Annotated in this window: 18 protein-coding genes; 14 read left to right on the forward strand and 4 right to left on the reverse strand. The window is 41.5% G+C overall.

Annotated elements, in window-relative coordinates; all coding sequences use genetic code 11:
- Nucleotides 1-140: 140 nt before the first annotated feature.
- Both ACINLD_RS10695 and ACINLD_RS10700 read right to left on the reverse strand, forming a co-directional pair.
- Nucleotides 141-272 carry a Phr family secreted Rap phosphatase inhibitor gene (locus ACINLD_RS10695; RefSeq protein ID WP_142246065.1) on the reverse strand — a complete coding sequence of 44 codons (132 nt, stop codon included), beginning with the start codon at nt 270-272 and terminating at the stop codon, nt 141-143.
- The gene (locus ACINLD_RS10700; protein WP_179115676.1) at nt 269-1,378 is read right to left on the reverse strand and encodes a Rap family tetratricopeptide repeat protein; all 1,110 of its coding nucleotides are present in this window, start codon (nt 1,376-1,378) and stop codon (nt 269-271) included. The genes ACINLD_RS10695 and ACINLD_RS10700 overlap by 4 nt, the downstream gene beginning before the upstream one ends.
- Before the next feature lie 203 nt (nt 1,379-1,581).
- Between ACINLD_RS10700 and ACINLD_RS10705 the strand changes: the two genes are divergently transcribed.
- The 12 genes from ACINLD_RS10705 to ACINLD_RS10760 all read left to right on the forward strand — a co-directional run bounded on the left by ACINLD_RS10705 (nt 1,582) and on the right by ACINLD_RS10760 (nt 16,339).
- Nucleotides 1,582-4,344: an AAA domain-containing protein gene (locus ACINLD_RS10705; protein ID WP_077735938.1), complete on the forward strand. Its 2,763-nt coding sequence runs from the start codon at nt 1,582-1,584 to the stop codon at nt 4,342-4,344.
- A gap of 150 nt (nt 4,345-4,494) precedes the next feature.
- Complete coding sequence (locus tag ACINLD_RS10710) at nt 4,495-5,433, forward strand: sugar-binding transcriptional regulator (RefSeq protein ID WP_026589355.1); 939 nt, start codon at nt 4,495-4,497, stop codon at nt 5,431-5,433.
- 126 nt (nt 5,434-5,559) lie between these two features.
- Nucleotides 5,560-6,231, forward strand: a complete 672-nt coding sequence (deoC, locus tag ACINLD_RS10715; protein WP_077735939.1) for a deoxyribose-phosphate aldolase — start codon at nt 5,560-5,562, stop codon at nt 6,229-6,231.
- Between the two features lie 82 nt (nt 6,232-6,313).
- Nucleotides 6,314-7,495, forward strand: coding sequence for a NupC/NupG family nucleoside CNT transporter (locus ACINLD_RS10720; protein WP_026589353.1), 1,182 nt, complete (start codon nt 6,314-6,316; stop codon nt 7,493-7,495).
- A gap of 28 nt (nt 7,496-7,523) precedes the next feature.
- Nucleotides 7,524-8,825, forward strand: coding sequence for a pyrimidine-nucleoside phosphorylase (locus ACINLD_RS10725; RefSeq protein WP_409444402.1), 1,302 nt, complete (start codon nt 7,524-7,526; stop codon nt 8,823-8,825).
- Between the two features lie 264 nt (nt 8,826-9,089).
- Entirely contained in the window at nt 9,090-9,329 is a 240-nt protein-coding gene (locus ACINLD_RS10730; RefSeq protein ID WP_077735940.1) for a hypothetical protein, read from the forward strand.
- A 121-nt stretch (nt 9,330-9,450) separates the two neighbouring features.
- On the forward strand, nt 9,451-10,047 hold the full coding sequence (locus tag ACINLD_RS10735) for a hypothetical protein (RefSeq protein ID WP_409444401.1): 597 nt from the start codon (nt 9,451-9,453) through the stop codon (nt 10,045-10,047).
- A 254-nt stretch (nt 10,048-10,301) separates the two neighbouring features.
- Nucleotides 10,302-11,750 carry a DEAD/DEAH box helicase gene (locus ACINLD_RS10740; RefSeq protein WP_077735942.1) on the forward strand — a complete coding sequence of 483 codons (1,449 nt, stop codon included), beginning with the start codon at nt 10,302-10,304 and terminating at the stop codon, nt 11,748-11,750.
- Nucleotides 11,751-11,865: 115 nt separating this feature from the next.
- On the forward strand, nt 11,866-13,272 hold the full coding sequence (locus tag ACINLD_RS10745) for a glycoside hydrolase family 43 protein (RefSeq protein WP_026589348.1): 1,407 nt from the start codon (nt 11,866-11,868) through the stop codon (nt 13,270-13,272).
- A gap of 254 nt (nt 13,273-13,526) precedes the next feature.
- Complete coding sequence (locus ACINLD_RS10750; RefSeq protein WP_077735943.1) at nt 13,527-14,645, forward strand: hypothetical protein; 1,119 nt, start codon at nt 13,527-13,529, stop codon at nt 14,643-14,645.
- A 150-nt stretch (nt 14,646-14,795) separates the two neighbouring features.
- A complete protein-coding gene (locus tag ACINLD_RS10755) occupies nt 14,796-15,785 on the forward strand; it encodes a choloylglycine hydrolase family protein (RefSeq protein WP_409444400.1) in 990 nt (329 codons plus the stop codon).
- A 17-nt stretch (nt 15,786-15,802) separates the two neighbouring features.
- Nucleotides 15,803-16,339, forward strand: coding sequence for a hypothetical protein (locus ACINLD_RS10760; protein ID WP_026589345.1), 537 nt, complete (start codon nt 15,803-15,805; stop codon nt 16,337-16,339).
- A 36-nt stretch (nt 16,340-16,375) separates the two neighbouring features.
- Here the strand turns inward: ACINLD_RS10760 and ACINLD_RS10765 are convergent, their stop codons facing one another.
- Both ACINLD_RS10765 and ACINLD_RS10770 read right to left on the reverse strand, forming a co-directional pair.
- On the reverse strand, nt 16,376-17,632 hold the full coding sequence (locus tag ACINLD_RS10765; protein WP_077735945.1) for an MFS transporter: 1,257 nt from the start codon (nt 17,630-17,632) through the stop codon (nt 16,376-16,378).
- Nucleotides 17,633-17,661: 29 nt separating this feature from the next.
- Nucleotides 17,662-18,699 carry a ThiF family adenylyltransferase gene (locus tag ACINLD_RS10770; protein ID WP_026589343.1) on the reverse strand — a complete coding sequence of 346 codons (1,038 nt, stop codon included), beginning with the start codon at nt 18,697-18,699 and terminating at the stop codon, nt 17,662-17,664.
- Nucleotides 18,700-19,463: 764 nt separating this feature from the next.
- On the opposite strand from ACINLD_RS10770, the gene ACINLD_RS10775 reads away from it, so the two are divergent.
- On the forward strand, nt 19,464-21,308 hold the full coding sequence (locus ACINLD_RS10775) for a beta-glucoside-specific PTS transporter subunit IIABC (protein WP_026589342.1): 1,845 nt from the start codon (nt 19,464-19,466) through the stop codon (nt 21,306-21,308).
- 64 nt (nt 21,309-21,372) lie between these two features.
- Nucleotides 21,373-22,779: a glycoside hydrolase family 1 protein gene (locus ACINLD_RS10780; protein WP_026589341.1), complete on the forward strand. Its 1,407-nt coding sequence runs from the start codon at nt 21,373-21,375 to the stop codon at nt 22,777-22,779.
- Nucleotides 22,780-22,845: the final 66 nt, after the last annotated feature.

Raw genomic sequence — 22,845 nt, forward strand, 5'->3', positions numbered from 1 at the left:
ACTCTAAAAACTACTTTTATGTGGATTGTGATTTAGTTGAATATGGAAAATGTTTTGTGAAAAGATAGTCAAATGTGGCAGAGAAAGTTGGGTGGCCGCCAACTTTCTCTGGTTTTTAACAGTTTGGTGCAATTCGTGGATTAACCGAACCAGCAGTTTTCAGTTGTTTTGAATTCACCTGCTGCAAATTCGGCATCGCCATGCGGAGCAAATTGGAGAGCGCCAGTGATGACAACGCCTGCAATCGCCAGGCCTAAAAGCCATTTCTTCATGGGGCAAGTTCCTCCTTTCTTGTTTGAATGTGGTCGAAGGCAATAATGCCTTCGTCAAAGTACTTTGCCGCTTGATTAAGACAATTCTTGCTTTTGAAGTATCTGGCCGCATTGATGGCCAGGTCTGCCGCGTCTGACCAAAGATTCTTGCTTCTAAGCATATCCAAGCCTTTGTCGAGCAGTGCTTCGTCTTGCTCTTTATAAATGGAATGAATCACCAGAAGCTTGGCTTTATATGTTTTTTCATCCAACTCTGCTGCAAGGCCGGCCGCTTTTTTGTACCATCCTGTTGCTTCTTCGATCAGACCTTTTTTGAATAAAACCCTTGCCAACATGTAGGAAGTTCTGAGTGTGGAGAGTTTGGAGTGAAGCTGTTCTAAGATGCCGAAGGCTGATGCGAACGCTTTTAGGGCCGGATCAAGCTTTTCCTGTCTTTCATAGCAGATTCCAAGGTTATGATATCCAAGGGCCTCTGCATACAGCTGCTTGGTGTCCGCCGCCATGTTGATCGCTTTTTGAAACAGCGCTTCAGCCGATTCATACTTGAATAGATCCAGCTTGTTCGCCGCGATGATCATTTGGGTGGAGGCGGCCCTGTGCTCGTAATGTTCAATCGCCAAAAAGCTTTCCAGCGCTTTTTCCGCGTGATTGATCGAGAAGAAGTTTTGTCTGATTTCATAGTAAGCAATGGACAGTTGATAGTGAAATTCGGCTATTTCGATTTCATCAGGGATTTTGTGGAGCGACTGCTCGGCGATTTTGTAAAAGTTAATGGCAGTGGTGAAATTTTTTTGATAAAACTCGTACATACCGCCGAAAAAGTAGAAATAGTATTGGAGCATATTGTCCGTTCCGATTTCTTCCGGTGTTTTTCTCATGTTTTGCAAAAGCGTCCCGGATTCCTCGTATCGTTCAGTCAACAGCTTAAATCGCGAATCAATGAGATTGAAGTACAAAAGCACATCCTGATTTTCTTCCATCGTTTCCAGCGTTCTTTTGATTTCTTCCCTCATCGCGGCCGCTTCGGCAATATGATTCTGCCTGATCAGCCCATACCATTGATTTAAGCTGTTTCCCACTGCTTCGAATGCAATTTTTGCCGCCACTCTAATACCCTCCGTTCACCAATATCATCTCCGTCCTACAATATCCATTTTATCATAATATTGGTATGTTGATAGTTATAAAGAGTACAAGTTTACTGTAGTCAACAAGTTACAGAAATAAGTTTGATGGGAAATTATGATCATTCAACTTAAATTTATAATATAATAGAGAATACCAATGAAAGGGAAAGATGGAGGGTTTTATGGAGATATCCACAACAATAATTAAAGACCATCAAGATTGGACAGATCGAATATCAGATTGGAAATTGGTTATACATCAAGAGAATAATGAACTCTACATTAAAGTGACTTTAAAAACAGGAGGATATCAGTACTGGAGTTTAGAAAGGTGCAGAATCAAACCTGTCCGTAAAATAACAATCGGAGAAAACGAACAGGTTTTTTTAAAGCAAGAGATCAAACAGGGAATTGAAAGTATAGTAGTTTACGGTGAAAAGTATGCGATTGTGACTTTTAAAAATAGTAAACGATCTTATATTTATCATTTAAAAGATGTTACAAAGGTTAAAACTGGTAATGAACGATTTAAGAGCTATATAGATTATTTTAGATATGTGGCTGAAGAAAAAGATAAAACGCCAAATGATATTCCTCCTCTAAAACGTCAATTTGAAGCGTTAAATATCAGATTAGATAGCGCTCTTTATGCGTATTTTGAAAAAAAGAGCAAGGTTCTTGGAGAAACTCATAACATTATTTTTCCATTCGGTCTGAATTTAAGTCAAATTCAAGCAATAGAGTCTGCTTTTTCTTCGCAGATTAGTGTCATAGAAGGGCCGCCCGGAACAGGTAAAACACAAACGATCTTAAACCTTATTGCTAACATCATGATGAAAGGTCAAACAGCAGCCGTTGTTTCAAACAATAATGCAGCTGTTTCTAATGTGAAGGAAAAGTTGGAGAAAGCAGGTTTCAGTTTTCTTATGGCTTCCTTAGGAAACAAAGAAAATCAGAAACAATTCTTCAATCAGTTATCTCAAGTCCCCGAGGATATTAATGATTGGTCAATTGAACCAGAAAAGGAAGCTGAGCTATTACATAATATTATTGAAGATACAGCACTTATTAAAGATCTTTTTCATCTTCAAAACCGACAAGCTATTTTAAAACAACAGATAAAAGATCTTAAAACGGAAAGAGTGTACTACAAAGAACACATGAGAACACAAGAACGTTTAGACCCTAAACTGCTCCCGTTCTATAGCTTTGATAATTCAAAGATCTTAAATTTTATGGTGGATGAGGTGATGAATAGTGAGAAGAGAATGACATTTTTTAAAAAGATGAAATATTTACTTTATTATGGTTTATATGATTTCAAACTGATGGGAGATAGTTTGCAAAAGCAGAAAGTACTCACAGAACTACAGTATAAATTCTATAATCAAAAATTAATAGAACTTGAAAGTGAACTTGAGCAAGTGAATAAAACATTGGGGACAAAAAACTTTAAAGAAATCAATAAGCGAATTCAGGATCATTCTGTTTTATATTTTAAGGGTAAAATCCACCAAGCTCAAAAAAGAGATTTTTTGCTTCATTTTGATCAAAAAAATTATAAACGTTCATCAAATTTTAATATCTTCAAAAAGAGGTTTCCAATTGTATTAAGTACTGCTTTTTCTTTAATGGATTCAATTCCAAGAGGTTTTTTATTTGATTATTTAATCATTGACGAAGCATCCCAGTTAGAGCTGGTTCCAGGTATTCTTGCATTAAGCTGTGCTAAAAATGTGATCATTGTCGGAGATACAAAACAGCTCCCACATATTCCAGATCAAAAAATCTCTTCCGGAACGATGGGAATTGAACCTTGCTTTGACTATGCAAAACATAGTATGCTTCACTCGGTTTTAGAAGTATTTAAAAAAAACATTCCTGTTACTTTGTTGAAAGAGCATTATCGATGTCATCCGATGATTATTAAGTTTTGTAACGAGCGGTATTATAATGGTGAGCTGATACCATTAACTAAAACTGATGATAAAAGTGAGCCATCAATTGTTCTTATTAAGACCGCTAAGGGGAATCATATGCGTTTTTATGGGAACGGAGGACGTTATAATGTACGTGAAATAGAGTCATTACAAGAAGAGGCAATAAGAGATTTGACTTTTTCAAACGATTATCAAGACATTGGTTTTATTGCGCCATACAATGGGCAAATCAATGCTGCAAATGAATATATGAAGAAAAAAATTATAAAAAACACCGTACATAAGTTTCAGGGGCGGGAATGTGACGGAATCATCTTTTCAACTGTTCTTGATAAAAAAGCCAGTAAAAAAGATATTGAATTTGTGGACGATGCTGCCTTAATCAATGTAGCTGTTTCTAGAGCAAAAAAGAGATTTGTTTTAGTTTCTAATGTTGATATTTTCAAAAGGAGCAATAAAGAAATTTCTGAGTTAATACGCTATATGGAATATTATACTGAGTTCAGTCTTTATCATGAGAGTCAAGTTATTTCAGTTTTTGATTTATTATACAAAGAGTTTTCTGAAGTCCTTCTTGATAGGGAAAGAAAGCTAAAGGACAGTGATTCTAAATTTAAATCTGAACGGATTATTGCCAGTCTGTTAAGGGACATATTTGACGAGGAAGATAAGTATAAAAAATTTAGTTTTAAAAGAGAGTATCGCTTGAAGGATTTGATCAGGAAGACATCCCATTTAAGTTCGGAAGAGCAAAAGTTTATACAAACTTCGGCACGCTGTGATTTCCTCATTCATTATAAAATGGGGAATGAACCTGCAGGAGTGATTGAAGTAGACGGTTCGGCATATCACAATAGATCGAATAAGGAGCAACTTAGACGAGATTCATTGAAGGATTCAGTTCTTAGAAAATCAGATATACCCCTCCTTAGATTAAAAACAATTGAGAGTGACGAAAATAATAAAATTAAAGAGTTTTTAAATTCAATTTTAACAAATGGCTAAAAAACAACTGTTAGTATTCGCGAGTTTTTTGAATTTTAGGCTACAGCAGTTTGGAAAAAGGGGAAGCTTTATTTAAAGTTCATCTGGATGAAAAAGGCCCTCAGCCTATATAATATGGATTAAAACGGTTCTCTAAAGGGGAGGCACGTGATGGACAAGGAAAAACAGCAATTGAGCATTGAAGCGGCCAGGCTTTACTATCAGTCGGATTATAGCCAGCAGCAAATCGCCGAGCAGCTTGAGATTTCAAGGCCGACTGTATCGAGGCTGCTTCAGTATGCAAAGGAAAAGGGGTATGTCCAGATTCGCGTCATGGATCCGTTTGAGGACATGAATGCGCTCGGTGCGATGCTTGAAGAAAAATACGGGCTGCTTGAAGCGCACGTCGTCTTTTCGCCGACCTCCGACTATACGACCATCACGCATTATCTGAGCCGCTTCGGCGCCGAATACATGCATGGAGCCGTCAAGGACGGCGACATCGTCGGCGTCAGCTGGGGAACGACGATGTATCAGATCGCGCAAAATCTCCACGCCAAGCAGGTGAAAGGCGTCGAAGTCGTTCAGCTGAAAGGCGGTATCAGCCACTCGAATGTCAATACCTATTCGTCTGAAACGATTCAGCTGTTTGCCGAGGCCTTTCAGACAATGCCGAGATACCTTCCGCTGCCGGTTGTGTTTGACAACGCCGAGGTCAAGCAGATGGTTGAGCAGGACAGGCATATCAAACGGATCATGGAAATGGGCAGGCAGGCGAACATCGCCATTTTTACGGTCGGGACGGTTCGGGATGAAGCCCTTTTGTTCAGGCTCGGCTACTTTAATGATCAGGAAAAAGAGCTCTTGAAATCATGCGGAGTCGGCGATATTTGCTCGCGCTTTTTTGATGCGGACGGAAAGATCTGCAGCGATGCGATCAATTCCCGGACAATCGGTGTCGAACTTGCTGATCTCAGGCAGAAAGAACGGTCGATTCTTGTTGCCGGCGGCATCCGCAAAACGGCCGCCATCCACGGCGCGCTCAATGGGAAATATGCCAATGTCCTGATTATCGATCAGCATACGGCAAAAGAACTGTTAAAAGATTGAATTGTCCAAGGTGAACAGCCTGGATTTTACTTTATTTTCTAGTGAACAAAAGTTCACATCATAATTTACATTTGTTCAGAAATCGGTTATGCTGAAACTATCTTAAAACAAAGGAAGTGCTTGTATATGGAGATTGCAAAAATCATTGATCATACAGCATTGAAACCGCATACACGAAAAGAAGAAATCAAAAAGCTGATCGAAGAAGCGAAAACGTACCAATTCGCTTCCGTCTGCGTCAATCCAACATGGGTCGAGTTCGCCGCGAAAGAGCTTGCGGGAACGGAAATTGACGTTTGCACTGTCATCGGTTTCCCGCTTGGCGCCAATACGACGGAAACAAAAGCGTTCGAGACAAAAGACGCGATTGCAAAAGGAGCGACAGAGGTTGACATGGTGATCAACATTGCCGCGTTAAAAGACGGTGACGATGATTTTGTACAAGCTGACATCCGCGGAGTGGTGGAAGCGGCCGCAGGAAAAGCGCTTGTCAAAGTGATTATTGAAACATGTCTGCTCACAGATGAAGAAAAAGAACGCGCATGCCGCTTGGCTGTCGCGGCCGGAGCCGATTTTGTGAAAACCTCAACCGGATTCTCCACAGGCGGTGCGACAGCGGAAGACATTGCTTTAATGCGGAAAACCGTCGGACCTGATATTGGGGTGAAAGCATCCGGAGGTATTCGCACTAAAGAGGATGTAGAAAACATGATCTCAGCCGGAGCAAGCCGAATCGGGGCGAGCGCAGGAGTTTCCATCGTCAGCGGAGCGGAAGGAAAAAGCGGAGACAACTATTAAGTTCGGGATAAGCGGGAAGCTTTAGCTTCCCGTATATTGATGCAAAGATTGTAAGCGAATTCATCCTCGGGAGGATCAACATATGAAGTATCTCATCGGGATCATAGGATTAATTGTTATTTTAGGTATGGCATGGCTGTTCAGCAACGGGAAAAAAGGAGTCAAGTATCGTCCGGTTATCGTCATGATCGTACTGCAATTTGTACTAGGATATATCTTGTTGAACACAGGCGTCGGAAACTACCTTGTCGGCGGATTTGCGAAAGGGTTCAGCTATTTGCTTGAATACGCAGCTGAAGGTGTGAACTTTGTGTTCGGCGGGCTTGTGAATGTGAATGAGTCCACATTCTTCATGAGCGTGCTGCTGCCTATTGTATTTATTTCTGCTTTAATTGGAATTCTGCAATATTGGAGAATCCTTCCGTTTATAATAAAATATATTGGTCTGGCGCTCAGCAAAGTCAACGGGATGGGAAAACTTGAATCCTACAATGCCGTGGCATCGGCGATTTTAGGCCAATCAGAAGTATTCATCTCATTAAAAAAACAATTGGGCATGCTGCCTAAGCACAGACTTTATACACTGTGCGCTTCAGCGATGTCCACCGTATCGATGTCTATCGTCGGCTCCTACATGACGATGCTGAAACCGGAGTATGTCGTCACAGCACTCGTTTTAAACTTGTTCGGCGGGTTTATCATCGCCTCGATCATAAATCCTTATGAGGTGGATCAAGAACATGATATGGTAGAAGTGCAGGAAGAGGAAAAGCAATCCTTTTTCGAGATGCTCGGCGAATATATTATGGACGGCTTTAAAGTTGCGGTTGTCGTGGCGGCCATGTTGATCGGCTTTGTGGCGATCATCGCAATGATCAACGGTATTTTCAATGCCGTACTGGGGATATCTTTCCAAGAACTGCTCGGATATGTGTTTGCGCCGTTTGCTTTCTTGATGGGTATTCCATGGAATGAAGCCGTGAATGCCGGAAGCATCATGGCGACGAAAATGGTATCGAACGAGTTTGTCGCCATGCAGACGCTCGCACAAGGCGGACTCCATTTCAGCGGCCGCACGGAAGCGATTGTTTCCGTATTCCTCGTCTCTTTTGCCAACTTCTCATCCATCGGCATCATTGCCGGCGCTGTGAAAGGGCTGAATGAGAAACAAGGAAATGTCGTTGCCCGCTTCGGGTTGAAGCTTTTGTACGGGGCCACACTCGTCAGTTTCTTAACAGCTACTGTTGTAGGTTTGATCTATTAAACATTGACGTAAAGGAATGGTGATCACAATGAGAATGGTCGATATCATCACTAAAAAACAAAACGGCAAAGAATTGACGACAGAAGAAATTCAATTCTTCGTCAAAGGCTATACAGATGGAAGCATTCCTGACTATCAAGCAAGCGCGCTTGCCATGGCCATTTATTTTCAAGACATGACAGACAGAGAGCGCGCCGATTTAACGATGGCGATGGTCAATTCCGGGGAGACGATCGACCTCTCCGCCATTGAAGGCATCAAGGTCGATAAGCACTCAACAGGAGGCGTCGGCGACACGACAACGCTTGTGCTCGCACCGCTTGTCGCCGCTCTCGGCGTACCGGTAGCCAAAATGTCAGGACGCGGCCTCGGGCATACAGGCGGGACAATTGACAAGCTGGAAGCGGTAGAAGGGTTTCACGTGGAACTTTCAAAAGACGAGTTCATTGATCTTGTCAACCGCGACAAGGTCGCCGTCATCGGACAAAGCGGGAACTTGACGCCTGCGGATAAAAAACTGTATGCTCTCCGCGATGTGACAGGGACGGTCAATTCAATTCCGCTGATCGCAAGCTCGATCATGAGCAAGAAAATTGCCGCCGGGGCAGACGCCATCGTCCTTGACGTCAAAACAGGCGCCGGCGCATTCATGAAGACGGACGAAGACGCCGTCAACCTTGCAAAAGCGATGGTCCGCATCGGAAACAATGTCGGCCGCCAAACGATGGCTGTCATCTCCGATATGTCTCAGCCGCTTGGATTTGCCATCGGAAACGCACTTGAAGTAAAAGAAGCGATCGACACATTAAAGGGAGAAGGACCGGACGACTTAACCGAGCTTGTCTTAACGTTGGGCAGCCAGATGGTCGTTCTCGCCAAAAAAGCCGAAACACTAGACGAAGCCAGAGAGCAGTTGCTGGAAGTGATGAAAAACGGCAAAGCCCTGCAAAAATTTAAAGGCTTCCTGCAAAACCAAGGCGGTGACAGCTCGGTTGCAGATGACCCGGCGAAGCTTCCGCAAGCCGCCTACAAAATCGACGTTCCTGCCAAAGAAGCGGGTGTCGTTTCTGAAATCGTCGCCGACCAAATCGGAGTCGCAGCCATGCTCTTAGGAGCGGGACGCGCTACAAAAGAAGACCAAATCGACCTTGCCGTCGGCATCATGCTCCGCAAAAAAGTCGGTGACACGGTCGAAAAAGGAGAACCTTTGGTCACACTTTACGCCAACCGCGAAAATGTTGATGACGTCATCGCCAAGGTGTACGAAAACATTAATATCGCGGAAAAAGCCGAAGCGCCGAAGCTGGTGCATACGGTGATTACCGAATAGAAGAACATGAGGACAGCACAGGCCTTAAGGGGATGTGCTGTTTTTTTATCTATTCAGCCCCCCACTCTAAAAAATGGATGCAAGATCAACCATTCAAGACAAGCCTTATTTCCTATTTACCTGTTTTGGTACATATTGTATTATGAAAAAGGTCTCGATTTATAGCTTGTGCAAGATCGGAATGTAGGGGAAATTTCACGAAAAAGTGGTCTTTCAACCTGAATGTTAAAAATTATGAACGACTTATGGCGGAGGAACAATTTTATGTTAACGGCGGCTTTTGCAAGTTTGATGATATTTATTCTTACAGGTGTCACATCTTTTTTTTTATATGCACTTCTCTCTTATTTTTTGCTCATGTTGTTGGCAACTGGTGATCCTGCAAGAGATGCCGGGCTGGGATTTGGTTATTTAGGCTTGTTGGGGATATCTTTCATTTTAGCCGTTATGACGGGATTTGTTTTCGCAGTTGTTTATTTTTGCAAACAGGATTTTAAACAATAGTTTAATTCATGAGGAAATCTTCATACCGGGGTGAATGATATGTCCAACCATGCTGCTAAAATCTCCTCTTTAGAAAGCGATATCTCTTCTCTTTTTAGGAAAAGAAAAGGATAACGGATTTATGTTTTCCATGAAAAAAAGCTGTATTTTTTTGTTGAGAAGCAATGCTTTACTCCTGTTGTTAGTGGCACTTTTACTGATAAATATTCCATATTGGAATCAAGATGACAGCGGTATTTCGTTATTTTTATTTATATTTTTTGCAGAATGTTTTTTGATTTTACTTTCTTTTGTTTATGGTTTTAAAACAAAAAAAATATATATTAGTCCGAGGACAAATATATTTAAAAAATCAAATCTAATAGTAGGCATTACTACATTCATTGTTTTAAGTTTATTTTTAAGTTTTGTTTTAAGAGAACATATTCCATATCTAAGCGCTTTATTGTATGTGTCGTTGACTATCAATTTTATCATGGCAATATTTTCATTGCTATTTCCTACATGGGTAATAAAACAGTATGAATTTAATATATATGAAGAACCGGGTGGATGGATAAACGATTTTTTACGATATTTCTTATTTTTTGCTTGGACAATAAATTACGAAGTTCAGGTTGTTTTAGCCCGTCTTCCTTTTCTTTTGCAGCGTTTAATGGGAATTATTTTCATCATAGTATTAATCTTTTCAATAGCTTCAATAGCCTCTATTTTTTAAACAATTATTTTATAGAAATACTTAAAGTTGTCGTCTCTATCGATTAATTTATTTCATGTTTAATTATCTGAAGTAGTTTGTTTAAGTTTGGACTCCACATTGTTGTAGAGCTTATGTTATTGCATTTTTAGGGGTTGTTTTTATCCAGCCTCTTTTTTAATGCCTTTTAAAATCAAGGAGCCTTAGCGTATAATCACATTCATATACATACGCCATCATTCACTGGAAAACATATGACCAAAAGGAGTCCATTTATGAGCAAAACCAGTTTTAAAAGCTTTAGGTTAAGCGGAGATATCGTGAAAGCCCTCGATCATCTAAGGTATAAGCATCCGACCGCGGTGCAGAGCGAAGTGATCCCCGCGGTGCTTAAAAGTCGGGATGTGATCGTGAAAGCACAGACGGGGAGCGGGAAGACGGCTGCGTTTGGAATTCCGGTTTGCGAGTTGTCGGACTGGGGAGAAAACAAGCCTCAAGCCCTGGTTTTGACACCGACGCGCGAGCTGGCCGCTCAGGTAAAAGAGGATTTGATCAACATCGGCCGCTATAAAAGAATAAAAGCAGCAGCTGTTTACGGAAAATCGTCCTTTGAGCGGCAAAAAACGGAGCTGAAACAAAAATGCCATGTGGTTGTCGGGACTCCGGGCCGTTTATTAGAGCACATTGAAAAAGGAACGCTTCCGCTGGAAAAACTGCAATACCTGATCATCGATGAAGCTGATGAAATGCTGAATATGGGATTTATCGACCAGGTTGAAGCGATCATCCGTCATCTGCCTGATGAACGGCTGACCATGCTGTTTTCAGCGACCTTTCCGGAGGATGTGGAGCACCTTGCCGATCAATATATGAAAAACCCTTTGAAAATCGAGATCAAAGCAAGCGGTATGACAACCGCGGACATTGATCATGCACTGATCATTGTAAACGAACATGACAAATTTTCACTTTTGCGGGATGTTTTAATTACTGAGAACCCGGACAGCTGCATCATGTTTTGCCGCACACAGGAACATGTGAACGAATTGCACCGGCGATTGGCCGGTTTAGGTTATCCCTGCATGAAAATCCATGGCGGAATGTCTCAAGAAGAACGTTTTGCCGTGATGAACCGCTTTAGGCGCGGAGCATTCCGCTATTTGATAGCCACCGATGTGGCGGCAAGGGGTATCGACATTGAGAACATGACACATGTGATCAACTATGACCTTCCATTAGATAAAGAAAGCTATGTGCACCGTACCGGAAGAACGGGACGAGCCGGCAGCCGGGGAAAAGCGGTCACCTTTGCCACACCGTCTGAAAAGAACATCGTGGCGGAAATTGAAGACTATATCGGTTTAGCCATTCCTGTCATCGAGGCTCCGTCAAAAAAAGAAGTGGCGCAAGCAAAAGCGGCGTTTCAACAGAATATCAATAAAAAACCCGAGCTTAAAAAAGATAAGAGTGAATCGTTAAATCAAGCAATCATGAAGCTCTATTTTAATGGGGGAAAGAAGAAGAAATTGAGAGCCGTTGATTTCGTCGGAACGATTGCTAAAATCGATGGTGTGTCTGCGGAAGATATCGGTATTATCACGATTCAAGAGCAATGTTCATTTGTTGAGATATTAAACGGAAAAGGCCCGCTCGTGTTAAATGCGATGAAAGAAACAACCGTCAAAGGGAAATTGTTGAAAGTGCATAAAGCAAGGAAGAGCTAATTTCAGGCTGTCGACTTTGTCGAGAGCCTTTTTGTTCGTAATAAACAACGGATAAGCGGCATATGATGGATTGTCAAAAATGAAAGCGTTTCAAAAGAGAGGAGAACAAATGAAGATGAGTAAGCGTTTCTTTCGGATTCTTGCATTGACTTTCATCATCACTGCCTGTTTAGTGCCAGGCACTGCATTTGCAACATTTCAAAAACCGATTTTTTCCGATGTGACCGTTCATGATCCATCCGTCATCAAGGTCGATGATACGTACTATGTATTCGGCTCGCATTTGGCTTCCGCCAAGTCAGACGACCTTATGCAATGGACGCAGATTTCTTCCAGTGTAAACAACAACAATCCCCTGATTCCGAATGTATATGAAGAATTAAAAGAAACCTTTGAATGGGCGGAAAGCGATACATTGTGGGCGCCGGATGTCACACAGCTTGAGGACGGCAAATTTTATATGTATTACAACGCCTGCCGCGGCGATTCGCCGCGATCGGCCCTCGGTCTGGCCGTCGCCGACGACATCGAAGGCCCGTACAAAAACAAAGGCATATTTTTAAAGTCGGGAATGGACGGAATCAGCAATGACGGCACCCTTTATGACGCGACAAAGCATCCGAATGTCGTCGATCCGCACACATTTTTTGACCGGGACGGAAAACTGTGGATGGTGTACGGCTCCTATTCAGGCGGGATTTTCATTTTAGAAATGGACCGGAAAACCGGACTCCCGCTTCCCGGCCAGGGGTACGGGAAAAAGCTGATTGGCGGCAACCACAGCCGGATTGAAGGTGCATACATTCTCTACAATCCTGAAACACAGTATTACTACCTGTACATGTCCTTCGGGGGACTTGCCGCTGACGGCGGGTACAACATCCGTGTCGCCCGCTCCAAACAGCCGGACGGCCCATACTATGATGCAGAAGGCAATGCGATGATCGATGTTCGCGGCAAAGAAGGCACGCTTTTTGATGACCGTTCCATTGAACCTTACGGCGTCAAGCTCATGGGGAACTTTCAGTTTGAAAATAAAAGCGGCTATGTCTCACCAGGGCATAATTCCGCTTTCTATGATGAAAAAAGCGGCCAATCCTACTTGATTTTCCACACCCGTTTCCCGGAAAGAGGCGAGGAGCATGAAGTCCGCGTCCATCAAATGCTGATGAACAAAGAGGGCTGGCCTGTCGTCGCGCCTCACCGCTATGCGGGAGAAAAGCCCGGGAAGGTGAAAAAAGCGGATGTGATTGGCGATTACGAATTGGTGCGGCACGGCAAAGACATCTCCGCAGACATCAAACAATCAACGGACATTCATTTACATCAGAATGGAAAAGTGTCTGGCGCGGCGACGGGAACATGGAAGAAAACAGGACACAACCGAATTGAACTCAAGATCGACGGAAAACAATACGACGGCGTGTTTCTGCGGCAGTGGGATGCGAGCGCCGGGCGGAAAGTAATGACATTTAGCGCGTTGTCTCGTGAAGGGGATGCGGTTTGGGGAAATAAGGATTAAGATTAGATAAAGTGAGGATAACAAAAAAGCATATACCTATTTAAGGTATGTGCTTTTTTAGATCGGCTTTTATATGGAAAAACCAAATGAATTATACGATAATTAAAGATAAAGTCTTTAAAATAAGTTAATTAAGGGGAATTATTTAAAACGTAATACATAGTTATTCTTATTAAATTCAATTTATTTCCGACATATCTAATGCTGTTGCCATGCATATAGACATTGTCTGAAGCAAGAGGAGTTTAGAATCTATGAAGAAAATAATAACTTTCTTGAAATATAATATAAATAAAATTATCAAAATTTCAAGTTTGGGTTTTTTTTATCTGGTTTTTACACCTTTTTTCTGTGTTCAATACTTAGATAGAAAATTAGGTAACTCTTTTATTGAAGAAATAATAAGAGTATCTTCTTACAGTATATTTTTTTTATTTTTTGTGAGTGTACTTTATTTTCGATTTCAATATTTATTTAAATGTTACAATAATAGTAATAAACTTTTTGATTATTATTACATTGATTATAAAAAAGATTACCATAACAGACTAAAAGAGTTTCAAAATGCTATTATTTCAGCAATATTAATGACAATAAGTATACCTATTCTATTTTTTTTTGATAGCAATGATTATATTGCCCAATTTCCTATATTCATTTTAATTATTTACCTGCTAGGTTCCTTTTGCATTCACCTCAAAAAAACACATAATATATTTGAAATCATTTTCGGTTATTTTTTGGAGTGGGGATTAAAAATTTCTATAATTACTCAAAGCATAAGTTTGATTTTATCCATTCAAGAAAGAGCGAAATATTGGTTATTTCCAACCGGATTATATAGAATAAATGATAAAAAACTATTGAACATACTACATGATTTATGGGGGTTACTTATATTTACCTTTCTATCATGTTGTTTGTTATTGATTTATATCCTTATATTCCAATCAACATTGAACTTAAAACAGTATCTCAATTATCTTAATATTGCAAGCTCAATTATAGTGATCTTTAATTTTTTAAACTTAGGGGTAAGTATGCTGAGCCACAATCATTTTATTTCTGGACAAGTATCTATATACATTGCTTTTATAAGCTTTCCTATTATATCAACAATACTGATAGCAAAACTAATATTAGAACATGTAAGCAAAAAGGTTGAAGAAAAGGCGATGAAGTATTTTTTAAAAGTTCAAAATTGTATATATGAAGATAATATGGTAACTGAATATGAAGATGACATTTTATTAAACATTAAAAAATCTTGTTTTTATGGAGGGGACTCTTATCGTATTTTATTTTACAACAATCAAAAAACTTATGACATAATTAGAAAGTTAGAATATAAAAAAGATAATACTTCTTTTTGACAGCTAGAGGAATATATTTAATTAACTAGCCGAGGTTTTTATCTCGGCTTTTTTCTATTACCCTTTCATTTTGACGAATCTTTTCCAATTCGGTAACATGAACATGAATTGTTCACTAAGTGTAATATCAAACAAAAAGGATGGAGCGCAATGTGTACAAGTATGACGCTGGCGACTGCCAGTCGGGAGCATTTGTTGGCAAGAACAATGGATTTTGCTTTTCAGCTAGATGGAGAAGTGCTGCTGCATCCGCGGCATTACAAATGGAAAAGCGAAGCGGACGGCAAGGAGCATGAGGGAGGCTATGCGTTTATCGGCATGGGCAGGAAGCTGAACAATGCTTTATTCGCCGATGGGGTGAATGAAAAAGGCTTGGCTTGTGCCGCACTTTATTTCCCGGGTTATGCCGTCTATGAAAAAGAGGCGCAGGATCAATATCATAACATCGCGCCGCATGAATTTGTGACATGGGTGCTGTCACAGTGCCGTGATGTGGAAGAAGTGAAAAAAGCTGCCGCTTCGCTTGCCATCGTGGAGAGAGAGGTTGCTTTGCTGAAGACGGTCACTCCGCTTCACTGGATATTATCCGACGGCTCCGGCCACAGTATCGTTGTTGAACCGACGGCAGCCGGCACCCAAATTCATGACAATCCGGTTGGCGTGCTGACGAACAGCCCGGAATTCCCATGGCATTTGACCAATTTGCGAAACTACATCGGGCTCCGCCCGGGCCAGTTTACCGCAAAAAAAGTGGGAAAGCTGACATTGTCGGCTTTTGGCCAAGGTTCGGGATTAGCGGGTCTGCCGGGAGACTTCACACCGCCATCTCGGTTTGTAAGGGCCGCGTATTTGAAGGAACATATTAAACCGGTTTCCGGCGAGACGGAAGGCGTATCGGCAGCATTTCATATTCTTTCCAATATGAATATCCCGAAAGGAATTGTCATCACAGAGCAGGGAGAAGACGACTATACCCAATACACGGCGGTCATGTGCAGTGAAACGTGCAGCTATTATTATCACCACTACCAAAACAGGCAGATTCAAAAGGTTTGCTTATTAGACGAAGACTTGGATCAGCGCGAATTAAAATCGTTTCCGGCAAACCATGAAGAGGCGATACATTCTCTTCAATCATGACAGAAAGAAGGAACGACATGCAAAACAAAGCAGCAAACAGACTCACCTTATTAGGCATCAGCTTACATATCATTTATTGGTTTATCATTTTATTCGCTTTTTTTCATATCAAACATCAGTTTGATTCTTATGCTGTTTGGAATCCAAATGTCACAGACGGATATGTGCAGGCTGCGACTTTCGTCGACATGCTGAAAATGATGGTTTACTCGGGCACTTTCTTTAATTTAGTCCTCCTTTTCATTTTGATCATGCTGATTGTGATATTAGCGCAGTCGCTTCTTTTTATTGCCCTGGAAATCACGGCCTATATAAAAATCAGAAACAACCCATTTTCTGGTTGGGGAGCTTTTATTTTAGCCATGGGGATTAAAAATATCTTCACAAATCTTTCAGGCATCCCTTTTTTAGTCGCGGGATTTATTCTTCAAAAGGAGAAGAAGCCGGAAGAGGATGAAACAAACGAGCAGCATTATAAAAAACGCCAGAGAACATTATATGCTCAAAGAGCGGTTGGTGTTCGGAAAAGATGGAAAAGAAGACATTATAGATAATTTTGAATAGGGGGGGACATGTGCCCCCTATTAGATTTAGTTGAAACTGTTTTCATGGTTAGCAGATAATTGAGGATGATCTTCAGAAACATCGCCTGGTGCAGGCAGTGCCCGTAATTTTGAAGTCAGCAGCCAATACGCTGCAATAAATAAGATTGCAAAACTCCCCAATCCATATATTAATTTAACTTCGATTTGAGTTGATAAAAAGCCTCCCAAAAGGGAACCTATCGGTAAAAACAATGCCGACAGGGAACCGACCAACGCAAATACCCTTCCTGTAAGCTCTTCAGGTACCAATGATTGAATCGTAGAAATTAATATAACGTTATGAATTCCAATGGGAATAAAAGCAAGTCCGAAATTGATTAAAATCATGAGAGGATGGCTTGATAAGTATGAGCAAAACCAAAAGAACGCTGAGAGAAAAAAGCAAGAAATGGTCGTATATCCTAAAGGTAATTTAGTTAGAATCTGGGATAATAGCGAACCCAGCAATAAAGAAATAGACATTGTACACAGAAAATAGCCGTAAAATGCTTCTCCTCCTATATGGCTTGAAAACTCAGGCATAATTGCTGTAATCATACCAAAAATGAAGTTTATAATTGTTAAAGGAATCAACATTTTAAGAATAATTGAGTTTTTAACGAAATCTTTTCCTTCTTTTAATTCACTGAAGTAAGATTTCTTGCTCTCTAATGATGAAGGGTTCGTGTCAGTTAGGGGAAATTTCATGAGCCCAAAGATGAGCGCAGCTAAAACAAATGTCAATACATCAATCAGATATATATTGATGACACCTATGTATACAATTAACATACCGGATAATCCAACCAAAACAATATCTGTTCCCTGATAAGCAAAAGTCATCAAAGAGTTGCCGGCTACAAGATCCTCTTTTTTCAATAGCTTCGGTAAAGCTGCTTGCTGTGCCGGATAGACGATTTGTTCAATAGAAGTAGCTATAAGCATGACAAAAATGACAAGCCATACATTTAAAAAACCGAGAAAGTATGAGAGGGGAACGGCCATGACAACAAAAGCCTGAATCCACTGAGTATAAATCAAGATTGATTTTAAACGCCATCTGTCAATTAAGGGCCCAACTAAAAACTCAAATATTCCCGGAAGCATGATCAGCATTCCCGCGAGACCGGTGTAAAAAGAGCTTCCGGTTAATTTAAATACAAGCCACATAGCCGCGACGCTATAGATGCTGTCCCCCAAATTCGTTAACAATCTGCCACTGAATAATAGAAAGAAATTTTTTATCTTTAGTACACTTATCATTCGAATACCCACCTATTTTTTAGGGTTCATTACAAAACAGTTTGATCGGTGAATCTGTGTTCATATTCTTCATGGATTTTGTATTCGTCCTCATTGCCGATAAAGTACCTGTTGTTGAGAAAGTCAGCTTTAGCAATTTTTGGAGAGTTTATGTTTAATACATGATCAAAAATGATTTTTGAAATCGAAATGGCTGAAAATAAAGAATCAAATATAACACCGCTATTTTCTACAATGACTTCATCCAGTTCGTTTAGCGTTCTGACATTTTGCTTAATCTCTTTTAAAATGGAAGCGTTTGTTTCTCTATCGATTAAATAACAATGCTGCTGGAAAACTGCATAACCGCTAATAATGATTTTGATGTTGGGGAAATCCAAAAATATATTTTCCAAAACATCTATGATTAAAGTGTTGTTATCTGCGCATAATGCCAGATAATCAATTTCTTCAAGAGCGACTGCATGCTTAAGATCTTCATAGTTGCTCAATTGTCGAATAATTGCCGTAATGTTGCTTGTTTTAAACTCATTTTCGTATTTATGTTTTAGAACTTCGACTTTATATCTTCCGACATCCCGAAAAGAGAAATTCTGGGCATATAAATTATTTTCCTCTACTTTATCAGGATCAATCAAAGTGAATCTATTTAATCCTAGCTTAATTAAGCATTCGGGTATATAACTTCCCGCGGTACCGGTACCAATGATACATATATGCGTCTTTTCGATGGAAAGGCTGTAGTCGTTATATGAAACATTTGGGATGCTGTCTACAAAACTGCGGACTCGATTTTCAACTTTCTGAACGTCTCTTTCTTGAACGGCAATATATCCTTTTGATAATAAATAAGAAAGAGTGGCATCTAAATTTTCTTTTTTTTCAAATGGGGCTGCTTCAACCAATTCAGAGTATGTTTTTGGTTCTGATAATATTGTGAGAAGCTGGAACAGCTTTTCATTATCGGAAGAACGAATCCCTTTTCTTAAACTGGAATTTGTGTAATAAACGATGATTTCATTCTCTTTTTTAGTCCAAAACATTCCTTTTTTTAAGTAGTACTTCATTAATTTGGCTCCTTCTTTTCAATAAAAATGATCGACTACAAGAGCCGTACAAAATGTATGGCTCTTGTATATAGTGTCAGCTCCTTCAATCTTTAAGTATTCTCTCTATTACTTATAAATACTAATGACAACTTTTCCATTTAGCTGGATATTTGAAGCGCTAACTTTATATTCTTCAAAATTCATAGTATCACCGCCTTTCACAATAATAGTTGGAAAGATTTGAATTTGCTGACATTTCCATTGTATTACTGAAGAAACCCATTTTCAAGGATAATTTAATATTTTTTGAATAAATATCCTTATTTAACAAAATATCCGGGACTTTTTGATTCGATTATTCCTGATTCTTTCAATCTACCTTTAAGGAAATGCCAATACTTTGGGAACCCTTGAATCTAATATACGGCAGGAAATAAACTGGAGAGCTGCCACACAGTGAGATCAAAGCAGTTAATTACACTTTTTATGAATCATACGTAATGAAAGCGTTGACATAAACAAACCCAGGTGCTAAAGTATAGTTACAAACTAATATCACCAAGTTCCTAAGGATTGTTACTGCTATGCAGGCAAAACCTAAGTTGCGCATCATTTTTGGGATATTGTCCCGAAAATGGCGGCGTAATTTAGGTTTTTTTTGTGCCTGAAATAAGGAGGTGAGGCGAAGCTATTAAAATCTTAAAAAAGAAATGCAATAAAAAAAGCCGGGTGAAGGCGGCCACCTTCAGTCCGGCAGATTCCCCCAAAGAGGAGGTACTCATATGGATTATAATAAAGTATCAAAAGACATTTTACAACTCGTCGGCGGTGAAGAGAACGTCCAGAGCGTGATTCACTGCATGACAAGACTGCGTTTCAACCTTTATGACAACACGAAGGCAGACCGGGCCCAACTGGAAAAAATGCCTGCCGTGATGGGCACGAACATCAGCGGTGAGCAATTTCAGATCATCATTGGAAATGATGTGCCGAACGTGTATAAAGCGATCATTGCCAACAGCGGGCTCAGCGATGAAAAAGCAAGCATGCAGCAAACCGGCAAAAAGAAAAATGTGCTGTCCGCCATCTTTGATGTGATCTCGGGCGTATTTACGCCGATTCTCCCGGCGATCGCCGGAGCGGGTATGATCAAGGGGATCATTGCGATCGCCGTCACGTTCGGCTGGATGAGCGAAAATAGTCAGGTCCACACCATTTTATCTGCCATCGGCGACGGAGCATTTTACTTCCTGCCGATTTTGCTGGCGGTCAGCGCCGCACGAAAATTCGGCAGCAACCCTTATGTTGCGGCCGCGATCGGGGCGGCGATTCTGCATCCCGATCTGACAGCGCTTCTCGGTTCAGGGAAAAGCATTTCCTTTGTCGGATTGCCTGTAACCGCTGCCACTTATTCGTCAACCGTCATTCCGATCCTGCTCGCGATTTGGATTGCATCTTACGTTGAGAAATGGATTGACAAAGTCACCCCGACTTCGTTGAAGATGATTTTTGTACCGACGCTGACGCTGCTGGTTGTCGTGCCTGTCACATTAATTACGGTCGGTCCGCTCGGTGCGATTGCAGGAAACTATCTGTCAATCGGTGTGAACGGTTTATTTGAAAATGCCGGTTTAATCACGATGATTCTTTTAGCCGGAACGTTTTCTTTGATCGTCATGACAGGAATGCACTATGCTTTCATTCCGGTTATGTTCAACAACATTACGCAAAACGGCTACGATTATTTGATACCTGCGATGTTTTTGGCGAATATGGGGCAGGCTGGCGCATCATTTGCCGTCTTCCTGCGGTCCAGAAATAAGAAATTCAAATCATTGTCGCTTACGACAAGCATCACGGCTTTGATGGGAATTACAGAGCCGGCGATGTACGGTGTCAATATGAGGCTGAAAAAGCCGTTTGTTTCCGCGCTTCTTGGCGCCGCTGTCGGTGGTGCTTTCTACGGCGTCACCGGTGTAGCCGCCTATATTATTGGCGGAAACGTCGGTTTGCCGGGAGTTACGACGTTTATCGGCCCGACTTTTATACAGGCGCTGATCGGTATCATCATCGCCTTCTTTGCGGCAACGGCAATCGCTTACTTATTGGGATTTGAAGACGTTCCGTCTGATGAAGCCGACGCTCCGGAAGCCGTTCCATCTGAAGCGGGCGCGGGAGAAATCATTCAAAGCCCGCTGAAAGGAGAAGTCAGAGCGTTAAGCGAAGTAGATGATGCGACATTTTCCGGAGAAGTGATGGGAAAAGGCGTAGCCATCGAGCCTGAAGAAGGCGAAGTCGTATCCCCGGTATCCGGCACGGTTACAACGGTTTTTCAAACAAAGCATGCGCTCGGTATCACGAGTGACAATGGAGCTGAGATTATTATCCATATCGGGATCGACACAGTGAAATTGAACGGTGAACATTTTACCGTACATGTGAATGCCGGAGATGTTGTCGCACCGGGCGACAGGCTTGCCTCATTTGACATGGAGGCGATCGAGAAAAAGGGCTTCCAGCTGATAACCCCCGTCATTGTCACAAATACGGACCGGTATCAATCAATCAAGCCGGTCAAAACAGCGGAAAGCGTGGATCCTTTGGAAGCGCTTATCGAGCTGTCGTAAATATAAAGATCACCCCTCTCCCCATCGGGAGGGGGACAAAAAAATCATTTTGAGGTGAAATCGTATGAGTGAAAATGCCAAAAGATTTCCTGATGGATTCCTATGGGGCGGTGCGGTTGCCGCAAACCAGGTGGAAGGTGCCTACAATGTCGGCGGGAAGGGGCTTTCTACGGCTGATGTGTCGCCGAACGGGGTGATGTATCCTTTTGATGAATCAATGGAGTCATTGAACTTGTATCACGAAGGCATTGATTTCTACCACCGCTACAAAGAAGACATCGCTTTATTCGCCGAAATGGGCTTTAAAGCGTTTCGGACATCGATTGCCTGGACGCGGATTTTTCCAAACGGTGATGAAAGCGAACCGAATGAGGAAGGTCTCAAATTTTACGATCAATTGTTTGATGAGCTGCTCAAATACAATATCGAGCCTGTCGTCACCATCTCCCACTACGAAATGCCGCTCGGTCTGATTAAAAACTACGGCGGCTGGAAAAACCGGAAAGTCATCGCGTTTTATGAGCGTTATGCGAGAACAGTCTTCAACCGCTACAAAGACAAAGTGAAATACTGGATGACCTTCAATGAAATCAACATGGTCCTGCACGCGCCGTTTACAGGCGGAGGCCTTGTGTTTGAAGAGGGTGAAAACAAATTAAATGCGATGTACCAAGCGGCGCATCATTTATTTGTCGCCAGCGCCCTTGCGGTAAAAGCGGGCAGAGAAATGATTCCGGACGCCAAAATCGGCTGCATGATCGCCGCCACGACGACATATCCGATGACACCGAATCCGGAAGATGTGCTTGCTGCAATGGAGAATGAGAGAAAAGCGCTGTTTTTCTCTGACGTTCAGGCGCGAGGGGCATATCCGGGTTATATGAAGCGCTTCTTGAAGGAAAACGGTATTACGATTGAAATGGCCGAAGGTGATGAAGACATTCTAAAAGAAAACACGGTCGATTACATTGGCTTCAGCTATTACATGTCAATGGTCGCCAGCACGGATGAGGAACTTGCCAAAACAGACGGCAACTTGCTCGGCGGCGTCAAAAATCCATACCTAGAGTCATCTGAATGGGGCTGGCAGATTGACCCCAAAGGGCTGCGGATTACCTTGAACACCCTGTATGACCGTTATCAAAAGCCGCTCTTCATTGTTGAAAATGGACTGGGCGCAGTCGATGTCGTCGAAGAGGATGGCTCGATCCAGGATGATTACAGAATCAATTATTTGCGCGATCATCTAAAAGAAGTAAGGGAAGCGATCGCAGACGGCGTCGACCTCATCGGCTACACATCATGGGGTCCGATCGACCTGGTCAGCGCCTCCACTGCGGAAATGAAAAAACGCTACGGCTATATTTATGTCGACCGGGACAATGAAGGAAAAGGGACGCTGAAGAGAACGAAGAAGAAGAGCTTTTACTGGTATAAGAATGTGATTGAAACGAATGGCGGGAGTTTATAAGATTGAGCTGTTCCCTTTGGGGGAGCAGCTTTTTTTGATTCTGTCCCTTCTCTGTAGCATGTGAAA

The organism is Bacillus sp. z60-11, assembly GCF_046464135.1.
In the GTDB taxonomy this organism is placed as follows: Bacteria; Bacillota; Bacilli; order Bacillales; family Bacillaceae; genus Bacillus; species Bacillus sonorensis_A.